Raw genomic sequence first — 18,940 nt, 5'->3', positions numbered from 1 at the left:
TTTTCACATACCTAATTAAATAACAGCATTGCAAATCAACTAAAAGATTATTCATAAATCATACTAAAATCTATTACGTTTGAAAGAATTACAAAAAAGAGCTATGAAAGTGCTGGAAAACAACTGGAAAGATGGTTTCAGTATTCCATGTGAAGCATTATATCCATTCCAATGGAATTGGGATTCGGGCTTTATTGCTATTGGTTTGGCACATTTCGATATGGAAAAGGCTATAAAAGAAATGGAGACTTTATTAGATGCGCAATGGGAAAATGGTTTTATACCACATATTATCTTTCATACAGAAAGTGATTCCTATTTTCCAGGAGCAGATTTTCATTGTTCATATTTACATCCATCAGCTCCAAAAAAGTATAAATCTACAGGAATGACACAACCGCCAGTTGCTGGTTTTGCATTACAAGAATTATATAAAATTAGCAAAGACAAGGAAAATATTTTGGCAACAATTGAACCATTACTTAACAAAGTATATAAAAATCACGAATACTTCTATAACTATCGTGACCTTCATAATGAAGGATTGGTGTATATCTACCACAATTGGGAATCGGGTACAGATAATTCTCCTTTGTGGGACGATATATTTAGTACAATGCAGTCGCCAGAATTCACTTTTGAAAGAAGAGACACTACACATGTAGATGCTTCTCAACGTCCTTCAAAAAAAGAATATGATCATTATCTAAACATTATAGAAATTGCAAAAACACATAATTATAGTGATCAAAAAATTGCAGAATTATCTCCATTTTTAGTACAAGATCCATTATTCAATACAATGTTGATTAAGTCAAACGAAAGCTTACTTGAGTTGTACAAAATCATTGGAAATCATGAAGAAAAAATTCAGAAATTAGAAGTTTGGCAAGCAAAAAGTATCAAATCATTCAATAAAAAATTATTCAATAAAGAATTAGGCGCATATATACATTACGATTTGCGAAATGACAAACCACTAAATTATGTGTCATCATCTTCATTTACACCATTATATGCTGGAATTCCTACCAAAGAAAATGCTGATATATTGATAAAAACTATGATGGAGAAATTTGGGAAAGATCATCAATATCTGTGCGCTTCTTTTGATCCGACAAGTGAACGCTACAATCCAAAAAAATACTGGCGTGGACCTGTTTGGATTAATGTCAATTGGATTCTATATAATGGTATGAAAAAATACGGATTCACAGAAATTTCAGAAAGAATCAAAAATGATTCTGTAACATTAGTTGAAAAATTTGGATTCTATGAGTATTTTGATGCACGAAAAAGTGAAGGAGAAACTGGCTATGGAGGAAACAATTTCTCTTGGACTGCTGCTTTAATAATTGATATGTTGAATGACAACTAATACCTAAAACGCATGAATTGGCTTGATTATACAATAGTAATAGGATACATCATTTTCTTTTTAGGAATGGGATACTTCTTCAAAGAAAATAAAGATTCCAAAGATTACTTTTTAGGCGGTAAAAGCCTAGGTTGGTTTCCATTAAGTTTATCTACAATGGCAACACAATTATCAGCCATCAGTTTTATTTCTGCGCCAGCTTTTGTTGGTTTAAAACTCAATGGCGGAATGAAATGGCTCACTTTCGAATTTGCCGTTCCTCTCGCCATGATTTTTATTATGATTGTCATTGTACCTCCATTATTTCGATCGGGAGTAGTAAGTATTTATGAATTTGTAGAAAAACGATTCAGTACTTCTACACGTTTGATTTTAAGCATTGTATTTCAAATCAGTCGTGCACTCGGAACAGGTGTAATGGTCTACACTATTGCAATTATTTTACAAGCGGTATTAAATATCGATTTTACATATACAATTTTAATTATCAGTATTATTACGATTATTTATTCATGGCAAGGAGGAATGAAAGCAGTAGTTTGGGGCGATGCTATACAAATGATTATTCTCTTTGGAGGATTGCTAATTTGCTTGTTTTATGGATGGAGTTTACTCAATGAAAAAGGTGGATTAGTTAATGGTTTTGATCCAGCACGTTTACAAGTTATTGATTTCAACTTAGGTATCGGAAAAGGCAATGAATACGGTATTTTACCTATGATTTTAGGAGGATTCTTTTTGTATGTTTCCTATTACGGATGCGATCAAACACAAGCACAACGTCTGTTATCAGCAAAAAATGAAAAAACCGTTAGAAATCTATTATTAGTGAATGGATTATTTCGTTTTCCGGTTGTATTGGTCTATTGTTTAATGGGATTAATCATTGGAGGACTTATATCAATAGCACCAGATTTTTTACAAGATATTGCTTCGACTACACAACAACATTTTCCTGAAGAATTTGCTAAAAATGGTATGAAAGCAGATTTAATGCTACCAGTATTCATCCTAAAATATTTGCCACATGGATTAATAGGAATTTTAATGGTAGGAATACTATCGGCAGCTATGTCTACGTTGAGTTCAACAATAAATTCACTATCTGCGGTAACGGTTGAAGATTTTTTCAACAGAGGAGAAAAGAAATTAAGCAATAAAAAATACATGTCAATTTCTAAAATATCAGTTGTTTTTTGGGGATTTGCCTGTATTGCCAGCGCATTTCTCTTTGGAGGAAGTAAAAGTGCTGTAATAGAAATCATCAATGCAATTGGTTCTGTATTTTACGGGCCAGTTTTAATCACATTTATCTTAGCATTTTTCTCTAAAAAAGTAAATCATATTGGCATGAATGCAGGAATCATTTCTGCTGTGTTGATCAATCTTATATTTTCTAAAACCATGCAAGAAATCTTCGGAATCGACTTAGGTTTTGAAGTCTTCTGGATTTGGTTAAATGTTACAGGTGTTATAATTGCTTTACTAGTAGCATACAGTGTCAGTTATTTTACAAAAAACACACACATAAAAACAGTTAAAAATTTCAATATCACTGTTAAAAAAGAAGACTTTTTTACAAAAGAAGTCTACATATTAGTGGCATTTTTTATACTGATTTTAATTATCAGTTATTTTATGCCAACCATTTTAAATAGTTTTTAATTCTGAAAGTGCATGGCAAAAACTAGATTGATTTCATTAACATGATTTCTCGTTAGTTCCTATGGTTTAGGAAATTTGCAATGAAAACAATCATTCTTAAGTGTTAATTCTAAAAGGAATAGTTGATCATTTGTCATGCACTTATTAACTTAGTGAAACTCAATTTAAGATGTGTAACGAACAAACTGAAAATTGTAAGTTAAACTAACTCTGTGTTAATCTTAAATACAGTTTTTAATTTAATTACTAAAAAATAAATTTTGTGAAAATAGTACTTGCTCCAGATAAATTTAAAGGCGCATTAACAGGTAATGAATTCTGTGATGCTGCTATAGAAGCGATTCAAAGAGTATTGCCTTTGGCAGAAATTGTACGTTTACCTTTAGCAGATGGTGGCGATGGAACAATTGAAATCTTAACAAATCATTTGCAAGGAAAACTCATTGAAGTTACGGTAAAAGATCCGTTGTTCAGATCAATTGAAGCTTCGTATTTATGGTTAGAATCTAAAAAGACTGCATTTATAGAAATGGCAGAAGCTTCTGGAATGAAATTATTGCATCCAGAAGAACAAAATTGTTTAAAAACTACGACATATGGAACAGGCGAGTTTATTGTTAAAGCTATTGAAAAAGGTGCCGAAACAATCATTTTAGGTATTGGTGGAAGTGCTACTAATGATTGTGGTATAGGAATGGCAAAAGCTTTGGGATACAATTTTTTAGATAAAAATGGTCAAGAAATTACACCAATAGGTGAAAACTTAGTTCATATTGATCAAATAGATACGAGCAATGTACATCCTAAACTAGTATCTACAATCATTCAAGTTGCTTGTGATGTTACAAATCCATTACATGGCTTGCAAGGTGCAGCACATGTTTATGGACCACAAAAAGGAGCTTCTGAAAGTGATGTAAAACATTTAAATGAAGGATTGATTCATATGGCAAAACTAATGCATCAGCAATTCAATATGGATGTGCAACAAATAGAAGGAAGCGGCGCTGCAGGCGGAATGGGCGCAGGAACAACTGTATTTTTAAATGGAAAACTAACTTCTGGCATTGAATTAGTCAAAGAACTGCTTGAATTTGATAAAAATATACAAAATGCCGATTGGATCATTACTGGAGAAGGAAAGTTGGACGATCAAACATTTTCTGGTAAAACGATTACTGGTGTAATAACATCTGCTAAAAAACAAAAAATTCCAGTGGCTGTATTTTGTGGCGCTACAGATTTAAGTATTGAGGCACAAGAAAAATTAGGAGTCCATTATGTAAATGCAATCACGAAATCTCCTTGTGATATACAACATGCCATGGCTCACAGTTATGAAAATTTACAGTATGCAGTATATAATTTTGTAAAGTGTTTATAGTTTGACATTCATCATCTTAATTTTTATTAATCAAAGATGTTTAAAATATCCTTATTGCTTAAATCGCTTGCGTAATGCCAACACAAAAAATGCTAAAAACGTTCCACCTAAAACCAATTCTAAATTTCGAAGAATCAACCAATAACCTTCAAATGGATTTTCGGTATCAATTTGCATATACGGTAATGCGCCTTTTACACCTCTTTGTAATGCTCTTGAAATATCATAATCGATAAAGAAATACAATGCAGAAAAAACTAGAATTAAACCAATAAGGCTTACAATTGGCTTCTTAAAATCTTGCGTATAACCTCCAAAAACATCATAAAACTTAAAAACAAACCATTGATAATACTTTCTTTCTAACCAAAGTCTTCGTTTCCGCATTTCCATCTCACTTACATAGGCTTTTCCTGAGAGTTCCCAGTTTTTTGTACCATCAAAGTTCTTTTTTAGTTGACGATAATGATTTTCAGAATCCCGTAATTTTTTTATTAAACTTTCAACTACAGTTTTCCTTGATGGATTTTCATTAGAAAGTTTTAGTTGATTTTCAGTTTTAATGTTTTTTGGAGGTAATTCATTAACAAGTTTTAATCGATTCTCTTTATCATTCCAAATACAGCGGCTAAACCTAACCTCAGAAACGTCACAATTATTAAGATTTAACTCTTCGAAATTTGTATTACTAATGAATGTATTTGAATTAAAGAAAATTTCTTTGAAATATAATTTAATTGGCTCTGTGTAATTTTCTCTATCTCGCCAAGGAGTATTAATTTCTTTAAAATTAACGTCTTCAAAATAGCAATATGAAAAATCAGTTATACCTTTAAAGATAGGCTTGTTAAATATTACTACACTTTCAAATCTTGCTCCATCAAAGTTTACTCGGTCATGAAATTCAGGGCGTACAAAGTCTACTTTTTTTGAAAAAATTGTTGACATAAATTCACTAGGATGTAAAAAACTACATTCAAAAAAACCGACGTCATCAAGGAATATAGATTCATTAAATCGACAAGCAATTCCAGAAAATTCTAACTTTCCAAAATTTACATTTTTATGGAACCTAGAGTCATAGTAAAAGGTTAAACCCTTAAAATTACTATCAACAATATTTGCTTCATCATAACAGTCATTATCTGTAAAGTGAAAACCTTTAGAAAAAGTCGAGCTAACTAGATTTAATTTTTTTAGATTAGATCTACGAAAAAAAACATTTTCCTTAAATGTGCAATTTTGAATAATTAAATCATTTTCGAATTTGGTATTTTCAAAGGTTGCATCATTATCAAATATAACATCAGTGAAAATAGATTTACCTAAAAAATGAGCGCCATCAAAATTTACTTTTAAGCTAAATGACTGGTTGTTAGTGTCTTTCCAGAAAAGCTTAGATCCTTTTTTCCCAAAATTTTGAAATGCTGGGAAGACAAAACTTGAGAAATTGTATAATCGATTTTTTTTTCCTCTTGGCATAGAAAATTTACGAATTAATCTCCAGAAGTTTAAATTTTTTACAATTATATCTGCAGTATTTTTTTTATACCAATCTCTTTTATCTTCTTGAAAATAATCTTTAACTAATCTATTATAATCACCATCTGAGATTTCAGTAATTTCAGGATTAAGTAGTTCTTCAATCCAAGCATACGTTTCTTTTGTAATCATATTGTTAAATATACTTATTTTCTTACTAAAATATAAGTACTGATTTACAAGTAATTGTTACAGTTGAAGATAGAAGTGAGTATTGAGATTTTAGTATTGAGTAAAATACTTTTACATTTAAAATTTAGCATTTTACATTTATAATTTACAACACCTTCTTTCGAAACTTCGTTGGCGTAATACCTTTAATCTCTTTAAATTTTCTATTAAAGTTTGAAACATTAAAAAAACCACAAGCGTAGGCTATTTCCGCAATTGATAACTGTGGTTGATTGGTTAACGATTTACAAGCATTTTCAATTCGAATCGCTGTCAAAAACTGAAAAAATGTTTTATTGGTTCGCTGTTTAAAATACTTGCAGAAAGCATTTGGAGTCATGTTGGCAATAGTGGCAATCTCATCCAAAACTATCTTTTGGTCAAAATGATTCATCACAAACTCAAATACAGCACTCATACGTTTTCCTTCATCGTCCGTATAGTTTTTTGTGTTGATGAAGGATGAAACTGTATCATAATTTGATTCAGTCAAAATAGAAAGCATCTCAAAAAAAGTAGCAAACCGCTTGATTGTATTTTGATTCAATATCGCTTCAAATAAGGGTTTCAATAAAGCTTGATGTTCTTTAAACTTGATTCCAAAACTTGCATCTTTCATTAGTTTTTGCAAATGTTGAAGCTTTGGTAACATAAAAAAATGTTCTCCAAAACTATCGTGCGTAAAAAACACAGAAATCATATACGAATCTTGCTCCGTTGAAACATCACTTTTTAATACATGTGGAAGATTACTTCCAAACAACAACACATCATTTGGTTGAAAATCACGAATAGTATCACCAATAATAAATGTTCCTTTTCCAGAAATGATATATGAAAGCTGAATTTCTTCATGCTGATGCAGTTTTTCATAAAATGTTCGTCCACGATCTTCCTGAACAATCAAAATATCACTTTCTGCTTTCGGTATTTTAAATGGTAATACTTTCATTATAAAAATAGCTAACTAATTTACATCGTGACTTAGATTTTAAGACTTTAAAGTAGAAAATAAGTCAATAATGTGCTAAAATTAATCTAAAAAATTATAAAAACTGATTATTAAGATAGAATAGTATCAATATTGGATAATATCTACAATTTTTAAAACAAATGGCTACTGTACTTTTACCACATCAAAAAATATTAAAATGACTATCAATTGGAAAGGCGTAATGCCAGCAGTAACAACAAAATTTACAAATAATGACCAGCTAGACTTAGAAATGTTTGCTGTCAATATAAAGGCACAAGTAAATGCTGGTGTTCATGGAATTATTCTTGGAGGAACGTTAGGAGAAGCAAGTACACTTACAAACGAAGAAAAAAGAACTTTAGTTCGTGAAGCTGTAAAAATCGTAGACGGAAAAGTTCCTGTTATTATTAATGTAGCTGAACAAACGACTGTAGCTGCAAAACAAGCAGTACAGCATGCTAAAGAAGATGGTGCTAGTGGTTTAATGATGTTACCACCTATGCGATATAAAGCTGATAGCAGAGAAACAGTAACTTATTTTAAAGCTGTTGCTAATAGTACTGATTTACCGATTATGGTATATAATAACCCTGTAGATTATGGTATTGAAGTGACATTGGATATGTTTGAAGAGTTATTAAATGATTGTCCAAATATTCAAGCAGTTAAAGAGTCAACACGTGATATATCAAACATTACACGTATCAAAAACCGTTTTGGAGATCGATTAGCCATATTAAGTGGTGTAGATACCTTAGCACTAGAAAGCATCTTAATGGGCGCAGACGGTTGGGTTGCAGGTTTAGTATGTGCGTTTCCAGCAGAAACCGTAGCAATTTACGCTTTAGTGAAAGCAGGAAAAACTAAAGAAGCTATAGAAATTTACAGATGGTTTTTACCTTTACTAGAATTAGATATCAATACAAAATTGGTTCAAAATATAAAATTAGCTGAAGTTGCTACAGGAATTGGAACAGAAAATGTCCGTGAACCACGTTTACCATTAATTGGAGCAGAAAGAGAAAATGTACTTGAAATCATAAGAAAAGGAGTCAGTACACGTCCAATTTTACCAAATTATAAGCAGTATTTAAGCTAAAAATAAAAATGAGTGCTAAATCTTTAACAGTATTGTAAATTTCATAAAAAAGTCAATAAGTAACTGTTAAATCCAAGGTCATTTTTTTAATAAAGTAGTGAGTCAAATCTGTTATAAATTTCTGAAGCCTTGGAAGAAGTTTAGGATTTGAGTCACGCTTTTATTATTTTTCAAAAAAGCACACTTTTCAGTTCATTTTTGTTAGAAAAACAAAGAGTAGAACAATAAAAAACAATACGTATGATTACAGGGAAAAATTATATCGGAAATTCACTTTCAGCTAAAGGAAGTGTAACGTATAAAACGTTTAATCCGAAAGCAAATACAGAAAATGAAATTGTTTATACTGAGGCAACTTCAGAAGAAATTCAAGAAGCAGCACACCTAGCTTCGGAAGCATTTAAAGAGTTTCGAGCAGTTTCTGGAACGAAAAAAGCAGCGTTTCTAAATACAATTGCTGACGAAATTCTAGCTTTAGATGATGAACTAGTGCAAACATATATGTCTGAAACTGGTTTGCCAGAAGGAAGAGCAAAAGGTGAACGTGGAAGAACTATTGGGCAATTAAGAACATTTGCTACATTAGTTGAAGAAGGTTCTTGGGTTGAGGCACGTATTGATCCTGCACAACCAGATCGCACACCGATGCCAAGAGTAGATTTACGAAAAATGTTAGTTCCTATTGGACCAATTGTAGTATTTGGAGCAAGTAACTTTCCATTAGCATATTCTACAGCAGGCGGCGATACAGCTTCGGCATTAGCTTCAGGTTGTCCTGTTATTGTAAAATCACATCCAATGCATACAGGAACAGGTGAATTAGTTGCATCAGCAATTATAAAAGCCGCAGAAAAAACGGGCATGCCAAATGGTGTATTTTCAAACTTAAATAGTAGCGGAATTGAAGTTGGACAAGAATTAGTAAAGCACCCAAAAGTAAAAGGAGTTGGATTTACAGGAAGTATTCGAGGTGGACGTGCATTATTAGACTTAGCGTCAAAACGTCCAGAGCCAATTCCAGTATTTGCAGAGATGGGAAGTATCAACCCTGTAATTATTTTACCAAAAGCATTAGAAGAAAGAGCACATTCATTAGCAAAGACCTATGCAGGTTCTATCACTTTAGGAACAGGGCAATTTTGTACGAATCCTGGATTGATTTTAGGCTTAAAAAGTGATGGGTTAACGAGTTTTATCGAAACCTTAGCTTCTGAAATAGTAACAATTGCACCACAATGTATGTTACACCCCAATATTCACAATGCATACAGTAACAACAAAGCAAGAGCACAAGCGCAAAAAAATGTGCAAACAAAAGCAAATATTGATGACGCGGTTACTGAAAACTATGCACAACAAGCAGTTGCAACTGTTGATGGTATGACATTCCTAGAAAATAGAACGTTACATGAAGAAGTTTTTGGACCATTTTCATTAGTTGTTCAATGTGAAAGCAAAGCTGAATTAGAACAAATCATTGCTAATTTAGAAGGACAACTAACTGGAACAGTAATTTCTGAACAGAATGAAGCTTCTGACTATGATACTATTATAAATGCATTGTCAGATAGAGTAGGACGAATCATTTTTAATGGAGTTCCTACTGGTGTAGAAGTTGCGCCTGCAATGTTACATGGTGGACCATATCCTGCATCTACGGATAGTAGATTTACAGCTGTTGGTAGAGATGCCATCAAACGTTGGGTACGTCCATTTAGTTACCAAGATTGGCCAAATGAATTATTACCAAATGAATTGAAGAATCATAATCCATTAGGTATTTTACGCCTAGTAAACGATCAAGAAACAAAAGAAGCATTGTAATAAAGTTGCTATGAGAAAGACTTTTTTCTGTATTGATGCACATACGTGTGGAAATCCTGTAAGAGTTGTAGCTGGTGGTGGACCAAATTTAGAAGGTTCAGATATGAGCGAAAAACGACAGCATTTCTTAAAAGAATATGATTGGATTCGAAAAGGATTAATGTTTGAACCACGTGGACATGATATGATGAGCGGAAGTATTTTATTTCCGCCAAGTAATCCTGATAACGATTTTGGTATTTTATTTATAGAAACTTCGGGTTGTTTGCCTATGTGCGGACACGGAACTATTGGTACCATTACCATTGCCATAGAAGAAGGCTTGATTACTCCAAAGACAAAAGGGAAAATCAAAATGGAAGCGCCTGCAGGTTTGGTAGAGATTGAATATAAGCAATCTGATAAAAAAGTAGATTGGGTTCGATTAACGAATGTAAAAAGCTTCTTAGCTGCTGAAAATTTAACGATTGATTGTCCTGAGTTGGGCGAAATTACCTTTGATGTCGCTTATGGCGGAAATTACTATGCAATTGTTGATCCACAAGAAAACTTCTCTGGAATTCACGATTTTACAGCGAGTAAAATCATTCAATATTCACAAGTGGTTCGTGATCGAATTAATAAAAAGTATTCAAATATGTTTATTCATCCAGAAAATGACACCATTCGTGATGTTTCTCATATGTTGTGGACAGGAAATCCGTTAGACGAAACTTCTTCTGGTAGAAACGCTGTTTTTTATGGGGACAAAGCAATTGATAGAAGTCCTTGTGGAACAGGAACTTCTGCACGATTAGCACAATTGCATGCCAAAGGAAAATTGAAGCAAGGCGAAGAGTATATTCATGAAAGTTATATCGGATCAAAATTTGTTGGGCGAGTTGAAAAAGAGACAACTTTAGATGGAAAATTAGCAATAGTACCAAGTATTCAAGGTTGGGCAAAAGTATACGGATACAATACAATTATTATTGACGATGAAGATGATCCGTATGCACATGGTTTTCAGGTAATTTAATTTTTATAAAATAAATTATCCTGAATTTAGCTCAGAATCTGTTAGTTAAGATTATGGTAGTTAGAATTGAGTTTTTTTAATTGTCAGATTGAGCGCAGTCGAGATATAAATTATAAAAAATAATGATGAGATGCTGAATCAAGTTCAGTATGACGATAAATCTAAAAAGGTTGAAAAAAGAAGTAGTTATTATTGGAGGTGGAATTATTGGACTCTGTTGTGCGTATTATTTACAGCAAGATGGACACCAAGTTACCATTGTGGATAAAAGTGATATTTCTAGTGGCGCTTCTTTTGTTAATGCTGGATATATAACACCAAGTCATATCATTCCATTAGCGGCACCTGGCATGATTACAAAAGGTTTAAAATGGATGCTCAATTCATCAAGTCCTTTTTATGTAAAACCACGATTAGAAGCCGATTTCTTAAAATGGTCTTGGTTATTTAAAAAATCTGCTACAGCAAAACATGTAGAAAGATCAATTCCGATTATAAAAGATATCAACTTATTAAGTCGTGAATTGTATATTGAAATGCGTAATTCTGATGATTTTGATTTTCATTTGGAGCGAAAAGGCTTGCTGATGTGTTATCAAACTGATAAAGAAGGAGAAGCAGAATGGGAAATGGGGAAACGCGCAATTAAAGAAGGCTTGAATGTTCAGAATTTGACCAAAGATGAAGTCAAAAAAATTGAACCAAATGTTGATTTTAACATTAAAGGAGCTGTGTACTTTGACTCAGATGCACATATGACACCAACCAATTTTATGTCGCAAATGATTGCTTTCTTAAAAGAAAAAGGCGTTCAATTTTATACAAATGAAGCAATTACGGATTTACATTTTTGTGATGGTAAAATTATTTCTGTAGAAACTTCAAAACGTACTCTTAAAGCAGACGAATTTGTACTTTCGGCAGGTTCTTGGAGTGCTATTTTAGGAAAAAAACTTGCTATAAATATTCCGCTTCAAGCGGGAAAAGGCTACCGAATAGATGTAGAACAAGATACAGGAATTACGATGCCTGCAATTCTGGCGGAAGCCAAAGTAGCCGTAACACCAATGCAAGGTTTCACACGATTTGCTGGAACCATGGAAATAGGAGGAATCAATCATACAATTAATCCAAAACGTGTAAATGCTATTGCAAAAGCTGCAGAAACCTTTTATAATGGTTTAGAAATTCCGAAAAAGTTTATTGATAATGCCGCTTGCGGATTGCGTCCGTGTTCTCCAGATGGTTTACCGTATATTGGAAAAGCGAATAATTATAAGAACTTAACTGTTGCCACAGGTCATGCCATGATGGGTTGGAGTTTAGGACCAGCCACAGGAAAGTTGGTTAGTGAATTAATAGGAGAGAAGACAACTTCTATGAAATTAGAGGGTTTTGAAGTAGAACGATTTTCTTAATTTGTATTGATTTGAAAATTATTGTACACCAAAACCTATTACCTAAAACCGATAGGTAGCACTAGCTTTCATAAAAAAAGGTGTCCCAGGCGTAAAATGAATTTCTTCTACTGGTTGTGTTTCGTTTTGTAAACGTGATGTTGTTGCAAATTGCGTTTCGTTCCATTCGGTATCAAATATGTTCTGAATTTGAATTCCAAAACTTAACTTTTCCCAGTTGTAACCTAAGTTCATATCAAAAACAGAATAACCTTCTGCAACAATAGAATTATCTTCATTTGCTGGTCTGTCATTAATATGTTTGAGGTTAATTCCGCCAAAGAAACCATTTTTAAACTTTAAATTAAAACTACTAGTTACTGTAAAGTCTGGAGCTAATGGAATGTAATCAGCACCATTTGACTCTTCAGTTGCACGTGCATGTGTATAATTTGTATCTACATTCCAAAATAACCATTGAAACGGTTGATAACGCAAGCTTAAATCGATTCCTTGTCGGCGTGTTTTTCCACTTGGTTCTACAATTCCGGCATCGCCAACATATACAAATTCTTGTGCTAGGTATAATTGCCAATAGGCTGTATTTACAACTAACTCAGGAAATGGTTTCCATATAAAACCAACATCAAAACCGTATGCAGCTGGTAAGATTTCTTTTCCATTTTGAGCAATAACAACGCGTGTATCATTAGAGTGAAATCCTTTTCCTGTTTTTAGATACGCTTGTAAATTATCTGAATGATTGTATAAAAAATTCAGTTTTGGACTTAAAATTGCTTCGTTTTGTGATTGTGTTTCGTAGTTTGTTTGTAGAAAATCGTTGTATTGAAAATCAAAATAATCTAAACGTACTGCTGGATTGATCGTCCATTTTCCAAATTCAAGATTAGCATTTATAAAAGCTCCATAATTGGTCTCATTAATATCACCAAATTGAATGTTTGAAAGTGTTTCACGACGATTTAGCGTTTTCGAAAGTTCATTATTATCACTTTGATCTTTTCGCAAACTGATTCCTGTTGTCCATTCACCTTCTAGAGTATTCGTTGAAAATGAACGTGTATATTCACTTTTTAATCCAAATAATGATCTCTTTTCTTGTTGTTTTATTTGATCGCCATTGATTGGATCTTCTAAGAAAAAGGTAAAGTTTGAATAGAGTTTGAAATCATATTTGCTGTAATAGAAACTATTTTTAATTGATGATTTAGCTGAAAGTCGTTTATCATAATTTAAAAGGAAATTAGTTCTGCTAGTCACTCCACCTTCTGTATCGTCTATAGCACCAAAACGATTGATTAACCCAATGTTTACAGCACGTATAGGAATTTGCCCTGAAGCGTCCCAAGTACTTTCAAAGTGTGAAAGTGAAACACCAATATTATCAGTTTCAGAAAGTGAGCCTGTGTATTTTCCGAAAATATTAAAGCGACTAAAATTTTGCGGACTTTCAAATGTGCCATCAGTTACCAAGTATTCCGTTGCAACGTACGCAGAATGATTTAACGTATTCAACACATTGAACATTCCTACCATTCTATACGTATCAAATTGCCCTGCTTCCAGTTTTATCGTACTTTCTCGTAAACGTTTTTTCGTTTTAAAATCTACATAACCAGCCGTATTAAAGTTACCTTGATTTGCATAATATGGACCCTTTCCAAAGTCAATATTATTCAACGTTTCAGGAATCAGAAAGTGCAAATCGGAATATCCTTGTCCATGCGCGTGTGATACCATATTTACTGGAATTCCGTCAGCTGTAATGCTAATATCTGTTCCGTGATCAATGTCAAATCCACGAAGAAATATTTGTTCTGCTTTTCCGCCACCAGCGTGTTGTCCTATAAATAATCCAGGTACTTGTTGTAATATTTCTTGTGAAGAATTTACAGGATTTGTTTGAATATCTATATCGCTAATTATATGCAAAGCATTTAATTCAGGAGTAATGATGACTTCGGTTAACGATATTGATTTCTTTTCCAAAAAAAACTGTAATTCTTTTGTAAGGGAAGAGAGAATAATATATTTGGTTTGGTATCCTATATGCGAAATTCGAAGTGTATCTCCAACGGAAACATTGTCTAATAAGAATTTTCCATATTCGTCGCTGTGTGTATGCTTTTGATTTTGTTGATTGTAGATTTGTGCCTCTGGAATTGGAATATCATACGGATCAGTAAGTAAACCTGAAATTGATTGTGCTGAAATGTTTAAACTTAGGAATAGAAAGAGAATAATTCCAAAAAGTTGATTGTTTGCCATTGTATTTTATGATTGATTTTTAAAATACATACGAAGGAAATTTCGTTGTGGTTTTGATTTGTTTAAATTATTTTTTATCAACCTTAATTTCAATTAATTACATACCTGGAATATGCCTAATTCTGATGAATCAGCGTTAGAATATTAGTAATTAAACTTAAAGAATTTTTCGTTGAATCCGTTTGATTTAATGTTCCAGAAATGTAGGTGTCTATATTGGGACAGTAATACATAAATGAAGCTGTACTTCCTGAATGTCCAATGAGTTCTATTTTAGGTAAATTTTGATCTAATTCGTTCAAAACTACTTTTCGCAACCCAAAACCATAATACATACCTTGCGTTTCTGGAGTCCATTGTTGCATGCGTTCTAAGGTTTTTTTCTGGACTATTTTTCCAGAAAGGAGTGCTTTATGAAATTTTAATAAATCTTGTGTTGTAGAAACAATTCCGCCGCCAGCCCAATCAGCACTGAGGCTTTTGAAAGTTGAGATTTCATACCTACTTGCATACATTTCTGCCATTTGTAATGTTTGTCTAATTGAGGTTGATCTCAAATGCATATACGTATGCTTCATGTGTAATGGTTGAAAGATGTATTTTTTGAAGAATTCATGTAATTCTAACCCACTTATTTTTTCTATAATTAAACCTAATAATACATATTCGGTATCAGTATAATAATATCCTTTTCCAGGTTGAAAATGAGGTATCATTTTTTGTTTTGAAAATTCTATTAATTCTTTAGGTAACCAAGTTTTGGAAGGTTTTTCAAAAAGCTGATTGATCATATTTGGTGTTCCATCAATTGTAGTATCTTCAAAATAATCAGGTAAACCAGAAGTATGCTGTAATAGCTGTGCAATAGTAATTTCATTTGAATAATCAACACCTTCAAACACATTTAATTTGTCCATGATTTCTTTTGATAGATGCATGTTTATTTTGTCTTCAAACTGTAGTCTTTCTTGATCTTTTAAGATGCCAATAGCTGTTGCCGTAACTGTTTTTCCAATACTTGCTAAATAAAAAGGATTTTCTGCCGTAACTATTTTTCCATCTTTAAAGGTTCCTTGTGCAAATTGTATGTCAATATTTTTCGAACTAGAATATACATGTAGAAAAGCATTATAAACATTTTCTTTGTTTAATTCAGTTTTGAATAATTTTGAAATTTTCTTTTCATTAGTCTGTTGTCCAAAACAAATAACTGAATTGAAAAACACAGTTAAAAAGAATAGTATTTTATTCATAATTAGTCGTTTATATTTGATTTGACGAATGTTGCAATTGCATGATACTCTTCTTTATTTGGTACATGTTTTGCATTTTTCAAAAATAATATTTCTTTTAGTGATGGAAAAATACTTTTTGCTTTTGAAATCAATTTTTTACTAGGAAAAAAGATATCATTTTTTGCAGCAATTATATATAATGGAATTTGAATGGAGGCAGCTTCCTTTTTTGTAATGTTTGAAATAGAAGCGTAATGCATTTTGTAACCCAAAACTACTTTTGACAGGTATTCTTCCATAAATGAATTGTGTTCTGAGAAAAGGTGTTTCATGTAGTATTGGAGGTATTTTGTATTTTTTAACCATTGAAATAACTTTAGCGGAACCACGACTTTGCTATAGTTATGAATTCGATTTCTTTTGACAATTCCCACAGGGGCGATTAAAAAAGCTTTGCTAATTCTACTTTGATCATAACTGAGTGCTTTCCAAACAATAAATCCTCCAAAGGAAATTCCGACTAAATACGCGTTGTAAATATTAAGTCGTGATTGTATTTCATAGAGCCATCTTCCGTAATCATCATTTTTAGTATCTAAACGAATTTCTGCACTAGTATTTGGTTGTCCGATAACATCAATTGCATAAATTCTAAATTTACCAATAAGACTTTTCATTGCCTCCAATGCTATTGGTGCACAACTATGAATGTCGTGCACTAATAGTAATGGTTGATTTTTAGATTGTCCGGCAGTAATAACACTGGTGTCTCCAAAACTTGTTTCAATAGTAATAAACTCATGTGGAATATTTAGTTCGTGTAATTTTTTGTAGTATAAATTGATGATTTCTTTTTTGGATTCTATGTCAATAAAGAATGATTTCATGTCTATTTTCTATAAACAGTTAAACCCTAAACCAATATTGAAAGTTGCAAAATCTCTATTAATATTGTTGTTTAAAAATACACGTCCTAATACTATTTTTGATTGTATGTTTACAGCAAAGTTTTTCTTTTTATAAACTTCATATCCAGTACTCGCCATAACTGCGCAACCATAATTCCACTTGTCATTTTGGTCTTTTATATCATATAATGTTGGAGAATCTATGGCTAATCCAATTCCTCCATGAATCCACCAACGATCTTTTACCCAATATTGTATTGATGGAAGAATTCCTCCAAAGTGTCTGTCATTATTATTGAATTCATAAATCATTCCTGGCATTGAAACTGTAAGCGCTAAGTTTTCATTTAGAAAATATCCCAATTTTAGTTCTGGGAAACTGATAGCACCTTGCGATTTGTCAAATGTTTGTACACCTTTGCTATCTTCTACACTAATAACACCGCCGCCAAGACCAATTTCGAACATAAACCCTTTTCTAAAAGTTTCTGTTTCTTGTGCATTACCCATGCTTGATACTACGATGCATAATATTAAAAATAAGATTGAAGTGCTTTGTTTTTTAATTGATGTCATGATTATTCGTTTTTTGAGATGTGCTATTAATTGTTATTGATAAATTGTTGAATGGCGTTTGAAATTTGATTTTTTACACTTTCCCATTTTGGATTGTTTTCTGTAAAAGTTCCGTCCATATTTGTGATGATGAAAAAGCCAGAAGCACCATTTTGCTTTAGTTGTAAGTGCGATGAAATACCAATACTGTTTCCTCCGTGCATTAAATTGTCATCTTTCATATACCAGAATAAACCATGGTTTTCTGCAAAAGAGTTGGGCACAATTCCACTTTCTAGATTTTCGTTGAATAGTAGATTATAATATTCAGGCGAAAACAATACAGCTGATTCTCCACGTGCACCACGCATCATGTCTAGTAAATAGTTTCCTAAATCTTCGTTTGTAGTGTGTATGCTTCCTTCTGCATAACTGTGATTTCCATATCTTGGTAACGATGAGTTTGGATTTAGATATAGTGTTGCTAAATTGGATGTATTTACTTCGTAAATGTCATATGTAGTGTTAGACATTTGCAACGGATTTAAAATGTTTGTTTTTACATATCCGTCAAAAGAAGTATCTGAAACATATTCTATAATGTAACTTAGTAAACCAGTTCCTGTGTTTGAGTACATCCATTCTTCACCTGGAGCCGCATCTAAGTAGTTGTCTAAACTGTATAATTCGCCATCTTCTAGAAAAATTTCAGCTAAGTATTCATCAAGAGCTACTTTTTCACTTTGTTGTATTCCTATACCATTCATTAAAATAGTAGCAGCTTCAGTAGTACTATTTTCTCCAGGTAATATATAATAATTGTTTGCAAGATATACTGATGGAATATCTACAATTCCAGACGTATGCGTTACCAAATGCTTGATTTTAATAGGTGAACTTGGTTGTTTTGGATTGTTTATCTCAATTGGTAAAAGTTCATTGATATTGGTTTCTAATGTAAAATAACCTTGTTCAATGGCTTTTGCAGTTGCCGCACCAACAAAGGTTTTACTTATAGAAGCAATACTATTTACAGTTTGATTTGTATACGGTGTTACAGTGGCTATATTGGCATAACCAAACGATTTTTGATATGCAATTGAATTTTCTAAAGCAACACTTACCGAGAAGCCTGGAATGTCGTTTGTTTGTACTAAATTTTCTAAATATGTAGAAAGTTCTTCGGCGGTTTCTATTGTATTGACCGTTGGAGTAGTAATTGTTGTGTCATCATCGCTTGAGCATGATGAAAATAGAAGCGTGAAAGCTACTAAAATTGGAATTAAATTTTTTGTTACTGTTGTCATAATGTTTCGTTTCCTGATTATTATTTATTTTGATGGGACAAAGTTGCGAGATAACGAAGCGCCAATCGTCTTGAATTATAAATTCGAACGTTCTAAATGAGATTAAAGACTTATTTAGTTATTACAAGGAAGATGATGCTGTAACAACTATATAACCAAAACTATTTGGTTATACATTGATTTGATTTTCAG

General features: G+C 32.3%; 14 protein-coding genes. 7 read left to right on the top strand and 7 right to left on the bottom strand.

What is annotated here, in order from left to right; genetic code table 11:
- Window positions 1–79: 79 nt before the first annotated feature.
- The 3 genes from Q0828_RS13565 to Q0828_RS13555 all read left to right on the top strand — a co-directional run bounded on the left by Q0828_RS13565 (window position 80) and on the right by Q0828_RS13555 (window position 4,427).
- On the top strand, window positions 80–1,378 hold the full coding sequence (locus Q0828_RS13565) for a trehalase family glycosidase (protein ID WP_298421847.1): 1,299 nt from the start codon (window positions 80–82) through the stop codon (window positions 1,376–1,378).
- A 12-nt stretch (window positions 1,379–1,390) separates the two neighbouring features.
- Window positions 1,391–3,043: a sodium/solute symporter gene (locus tag Q0828_RS13560; protein WP_298421845.1), complete on the top strand. Its 1,653-nt coding sequence runs from the start codon at window positions 1,391–1,393 to the stop codon at window positions 3,041–3,043.
- Window positions 3,044–3,305: 262 nt separating this feature from the next.
- Window positions 3,306–4,427 (top strand): glycerate kinase, encoded by a 1,122-nt coding sequence (locus tag Q0828_RS13555; RefSeq protein WP_298421842.1) that lies wholly within the window; start codon window positions 3,306–3,308, stop codon window positions 4,425–4,427.
- Between the two features lie 51 nt (window positions 4,428–4,478).
- Here Q0828_RS13555 and Q0828_RS13550 read toward each other — a convergent pair whose 3' ends face one another.
- Window positions 4,479–6,101, bottom strand: a complete 1,623-nt coding sequence (locus tag Q0828_RS13550; RefSeq protein ID WP_298421839.1) for a pentapeptide repeat-containing protein — start codon at window positions 6,099–6,101, stop codon at window positions 4,479–4,481.
- Between the two features lie 145 nt (window positions 6,102–6,246).
- Complete coding sequence (locus Q0828_RS13545; RefSeq protein ID WP_298421836.1) at window positions 6,247–7,092, bottom strand: helix-turn-helix transcriptional regulator; 846 nt, start codon at window positions 7,090–7,092, stop codon at window positions 6,247–6,249.
- 199 nt (window positions 7,093–7,291) lie between these two features.
- On the opposite strand from Q0828_RS13545, the gene Q0828_RS13540 reads away from it, so the two are divergent.
- From Q0828_RS13540 to Q0828_RS13525, 4 genes are all read left to right on the top strand, one after another.
- On the top strand, window positions 7,292–8,215 hold the full coding sequence (locus Q0828_RS13540; protein WP_298421833.1) for a dihydrodipicolinate synthase family protein: 924 nt from the start codon (window positions 7,292–7,294) through the stop codon (window positions 8,213–8,215).
- Window positions 8,216–8,455: 240 nt separating this feature from the next.
- The gene (locus tag Q0828_RS13535; protein WP_298421830.1) at window positions 8,456–10,039 is read left to right on the top strand and encodes an aldehyde dehydrogenase (NADP(+)); all 1,584 of its coding nucleotides are present in this window, start codon (window positions 8,456–8,458) and stop codon (window positions 10,037–10,039) included.
- Between the two features lie 10 nt (window positions 10,040–10,049).
- Window positions 10,050–11,057, top strand: coding sequence for a 4-hydroxyproline epimerase (locus Q0828_RS13530; RefSeq protein WP_298421827.1), 1,008 nt, complete (start codon window positions 10,050–10,052; stop codon window positions 11,055–11,057).
- A 170-nt stretch (window positions 11,058–11,227) separates the two neighbouring features.
- Entirely contained in the window at window positions 11,228–12,475 is a 1,248-nt protein-coding gene (locus Q0828_RS13525; protein WP_298421824.1) for an FAD-dependent oxidoreductase, read from the top strand.
- Window positions 12,476–12,517: 42 nt separating this feature from the next.
- Here Q0828_RS13525 and Q0828_RS13520 read toward each other — a convergent pair whose 3' ends face one another.
- The 5 genes from Q0828_RS13520 to Q0828_RS13500 form a co-directional block, all read right to left on the bottom strand.
- Window positions 12,518–14,743 carry a TonB-dependent receptor gene (locus Q0828_RS13520; RefSeq protein WP_298421820.1) on the bottom strand — a complete coding sequence of 742 codons (2,226 nt, stop codon included), beginning with the start codon at window positions 14,741–14,743 and terminating at the stop codon, window positions 12,518–12,520.
- 116 nt (window positions 14,744–14,859) lie between these two features.
- On the bottom strand, window positions 14,860–15,996 hold the full coding sequence (locus Q0828_RS13515) for a serine hydrolase domain-containing protein (protein ID WP_298421817.1): 1,137 nt from the start codon (window positions 15,994–15,996) through the stop codon (window positions 14,860–14,862).
- A gap of 2 nt (window positions 15,997–15,998) precedes the next feature.
- Complete coding sequence (locus Q0828_RS13510; RefSeq protein WP_298421814.1) at window positions 15,999–16,865, bottom strand: alpha/beta hydrolase; 867 nt, start codon at window positions 16,863–16,865, stop codon at window positions 15,999–16,001.
- A 9-nt stretch (window positions 16,866–16,874) separates the two neighbouring features.
- Window positions 16,875–17,462 carry a hypothetical protein gene (locus tag Q0828_RS13505; RefSeq protein ID WP_298421811.1) on the bottom strand — a complete coding sequence of 196 codons (588 nt, stop codon included), beginning with the start codon at window positions 17,460–17,462 and terminating at the stop codon, window positions 16,875–16,877.
- A gap of 26 nt (window positions 17,463–17,488) precedes the next feature.
- Complete coding sequence (locus Q0828_RS13500) at window positions 17,489–18,748, bottom strand: serine hydrolase domain-containing protein (protein ID WP_298421808.1); 1,260 nt, start codon at window positions 18,746–18,748, stop codon at window positions 17,489–17,491.
- Window positions 18,749–18,940 lie beyond the last annotated feature (192 nt).

The organism is uncultured Kordia sp., assembly GCF_947496985.1.
Classification (GTDB): domain Bacteria; phylum Bacteroidota; class Bacteroidia; order Flavobacteriales; family Flavobacteriaceae; genus Kordia.
The sequence above is the reverse complement of the archived record's forward strand: the minus strand, read 5'-3'. Positions and strand labels throughout refer to the sequence as shown.

Excerpts from the sequence above, each read along its gene's own strand:
- Q0828_RS13520 (WP_298421820.1), bottom strand. The coding sequence starts at position 14,743 with ATGGCAAACAATCAACTTTTTGGAATTATTCTCTTTCTATTCCTAAGT.
- Q0828_RS13500 (WP_298421808.1), bottom strand. The coding sequence starts at position 18,748 with ATGACAACAGTAACAAAAAATTTAATTCCAATTTTAGTAGCTTTCACG.
- Q0828_RS13515 (WP_298421817.1), bottom strand. The coding sequence starts at position 15,996 with ATGAATAAAATACTATTCTTTTTAACTGTGTTTTTCAATTCAGTTATT.
- Q0828_RS13540 (WP_298421833.1), top strand. The coding sequence starts at position 7,292 with ATGACTATCAATTGGAAAGGCGTAATGCCAGCAGTAACAACAAAATTT.
- Q0828_RS13535 (WP_298421830.1), top strand. The coding sequence starts at position 8,456 with ATGATTACAGGGAAAAATTATATCGGAAATTCACTTTCAGCTAAAGGA.
- Q0828_RS13505 (WP_298421811.1), bottom strand. The coding sequence starts at position 17,462 with ATGACATCAATTAAAAAACAAAGCACTTCAATCTTATTTTTAATATTA.
- Q0828_RS13510 (WP_298421814.1), bottom strand. The coding sequence starts at position 16,865 with ATGAAATCATTCTTTATTGACATAGAATCCAAAAAAGAAATCATCAAT.
- Q0828_RS13530 (WP_298421827.1), top strand. The coding sequence starts at position 10,050 with ATGAGAAAGACTTTTTTCTGTATTGATGCACATACGTGTGGAAATCCT.
- Q0828_RS13550 (WP_298421839.1), bottom strand. The coding sequence starts at position 6,101 with ATGATTACAAAAGAAACGTATGCTTGGATTGAAGAACTACTTAATCCT.
- Q0828_RS13545 (WP_298421836.1), bottom strand. The coding sequence starts at position 7,092 with ATGAAAGTATTACCATTTAAAATACCGAAAGCAGAAAGTGATATTTTG.
- Q0828_RS13560 (WP_298421845.1), top strand. The coding sequence starts at position 1,391 with ATGAATTGGCTTGATTATACAATAGTAATAGGATACATCATTTTCTTT.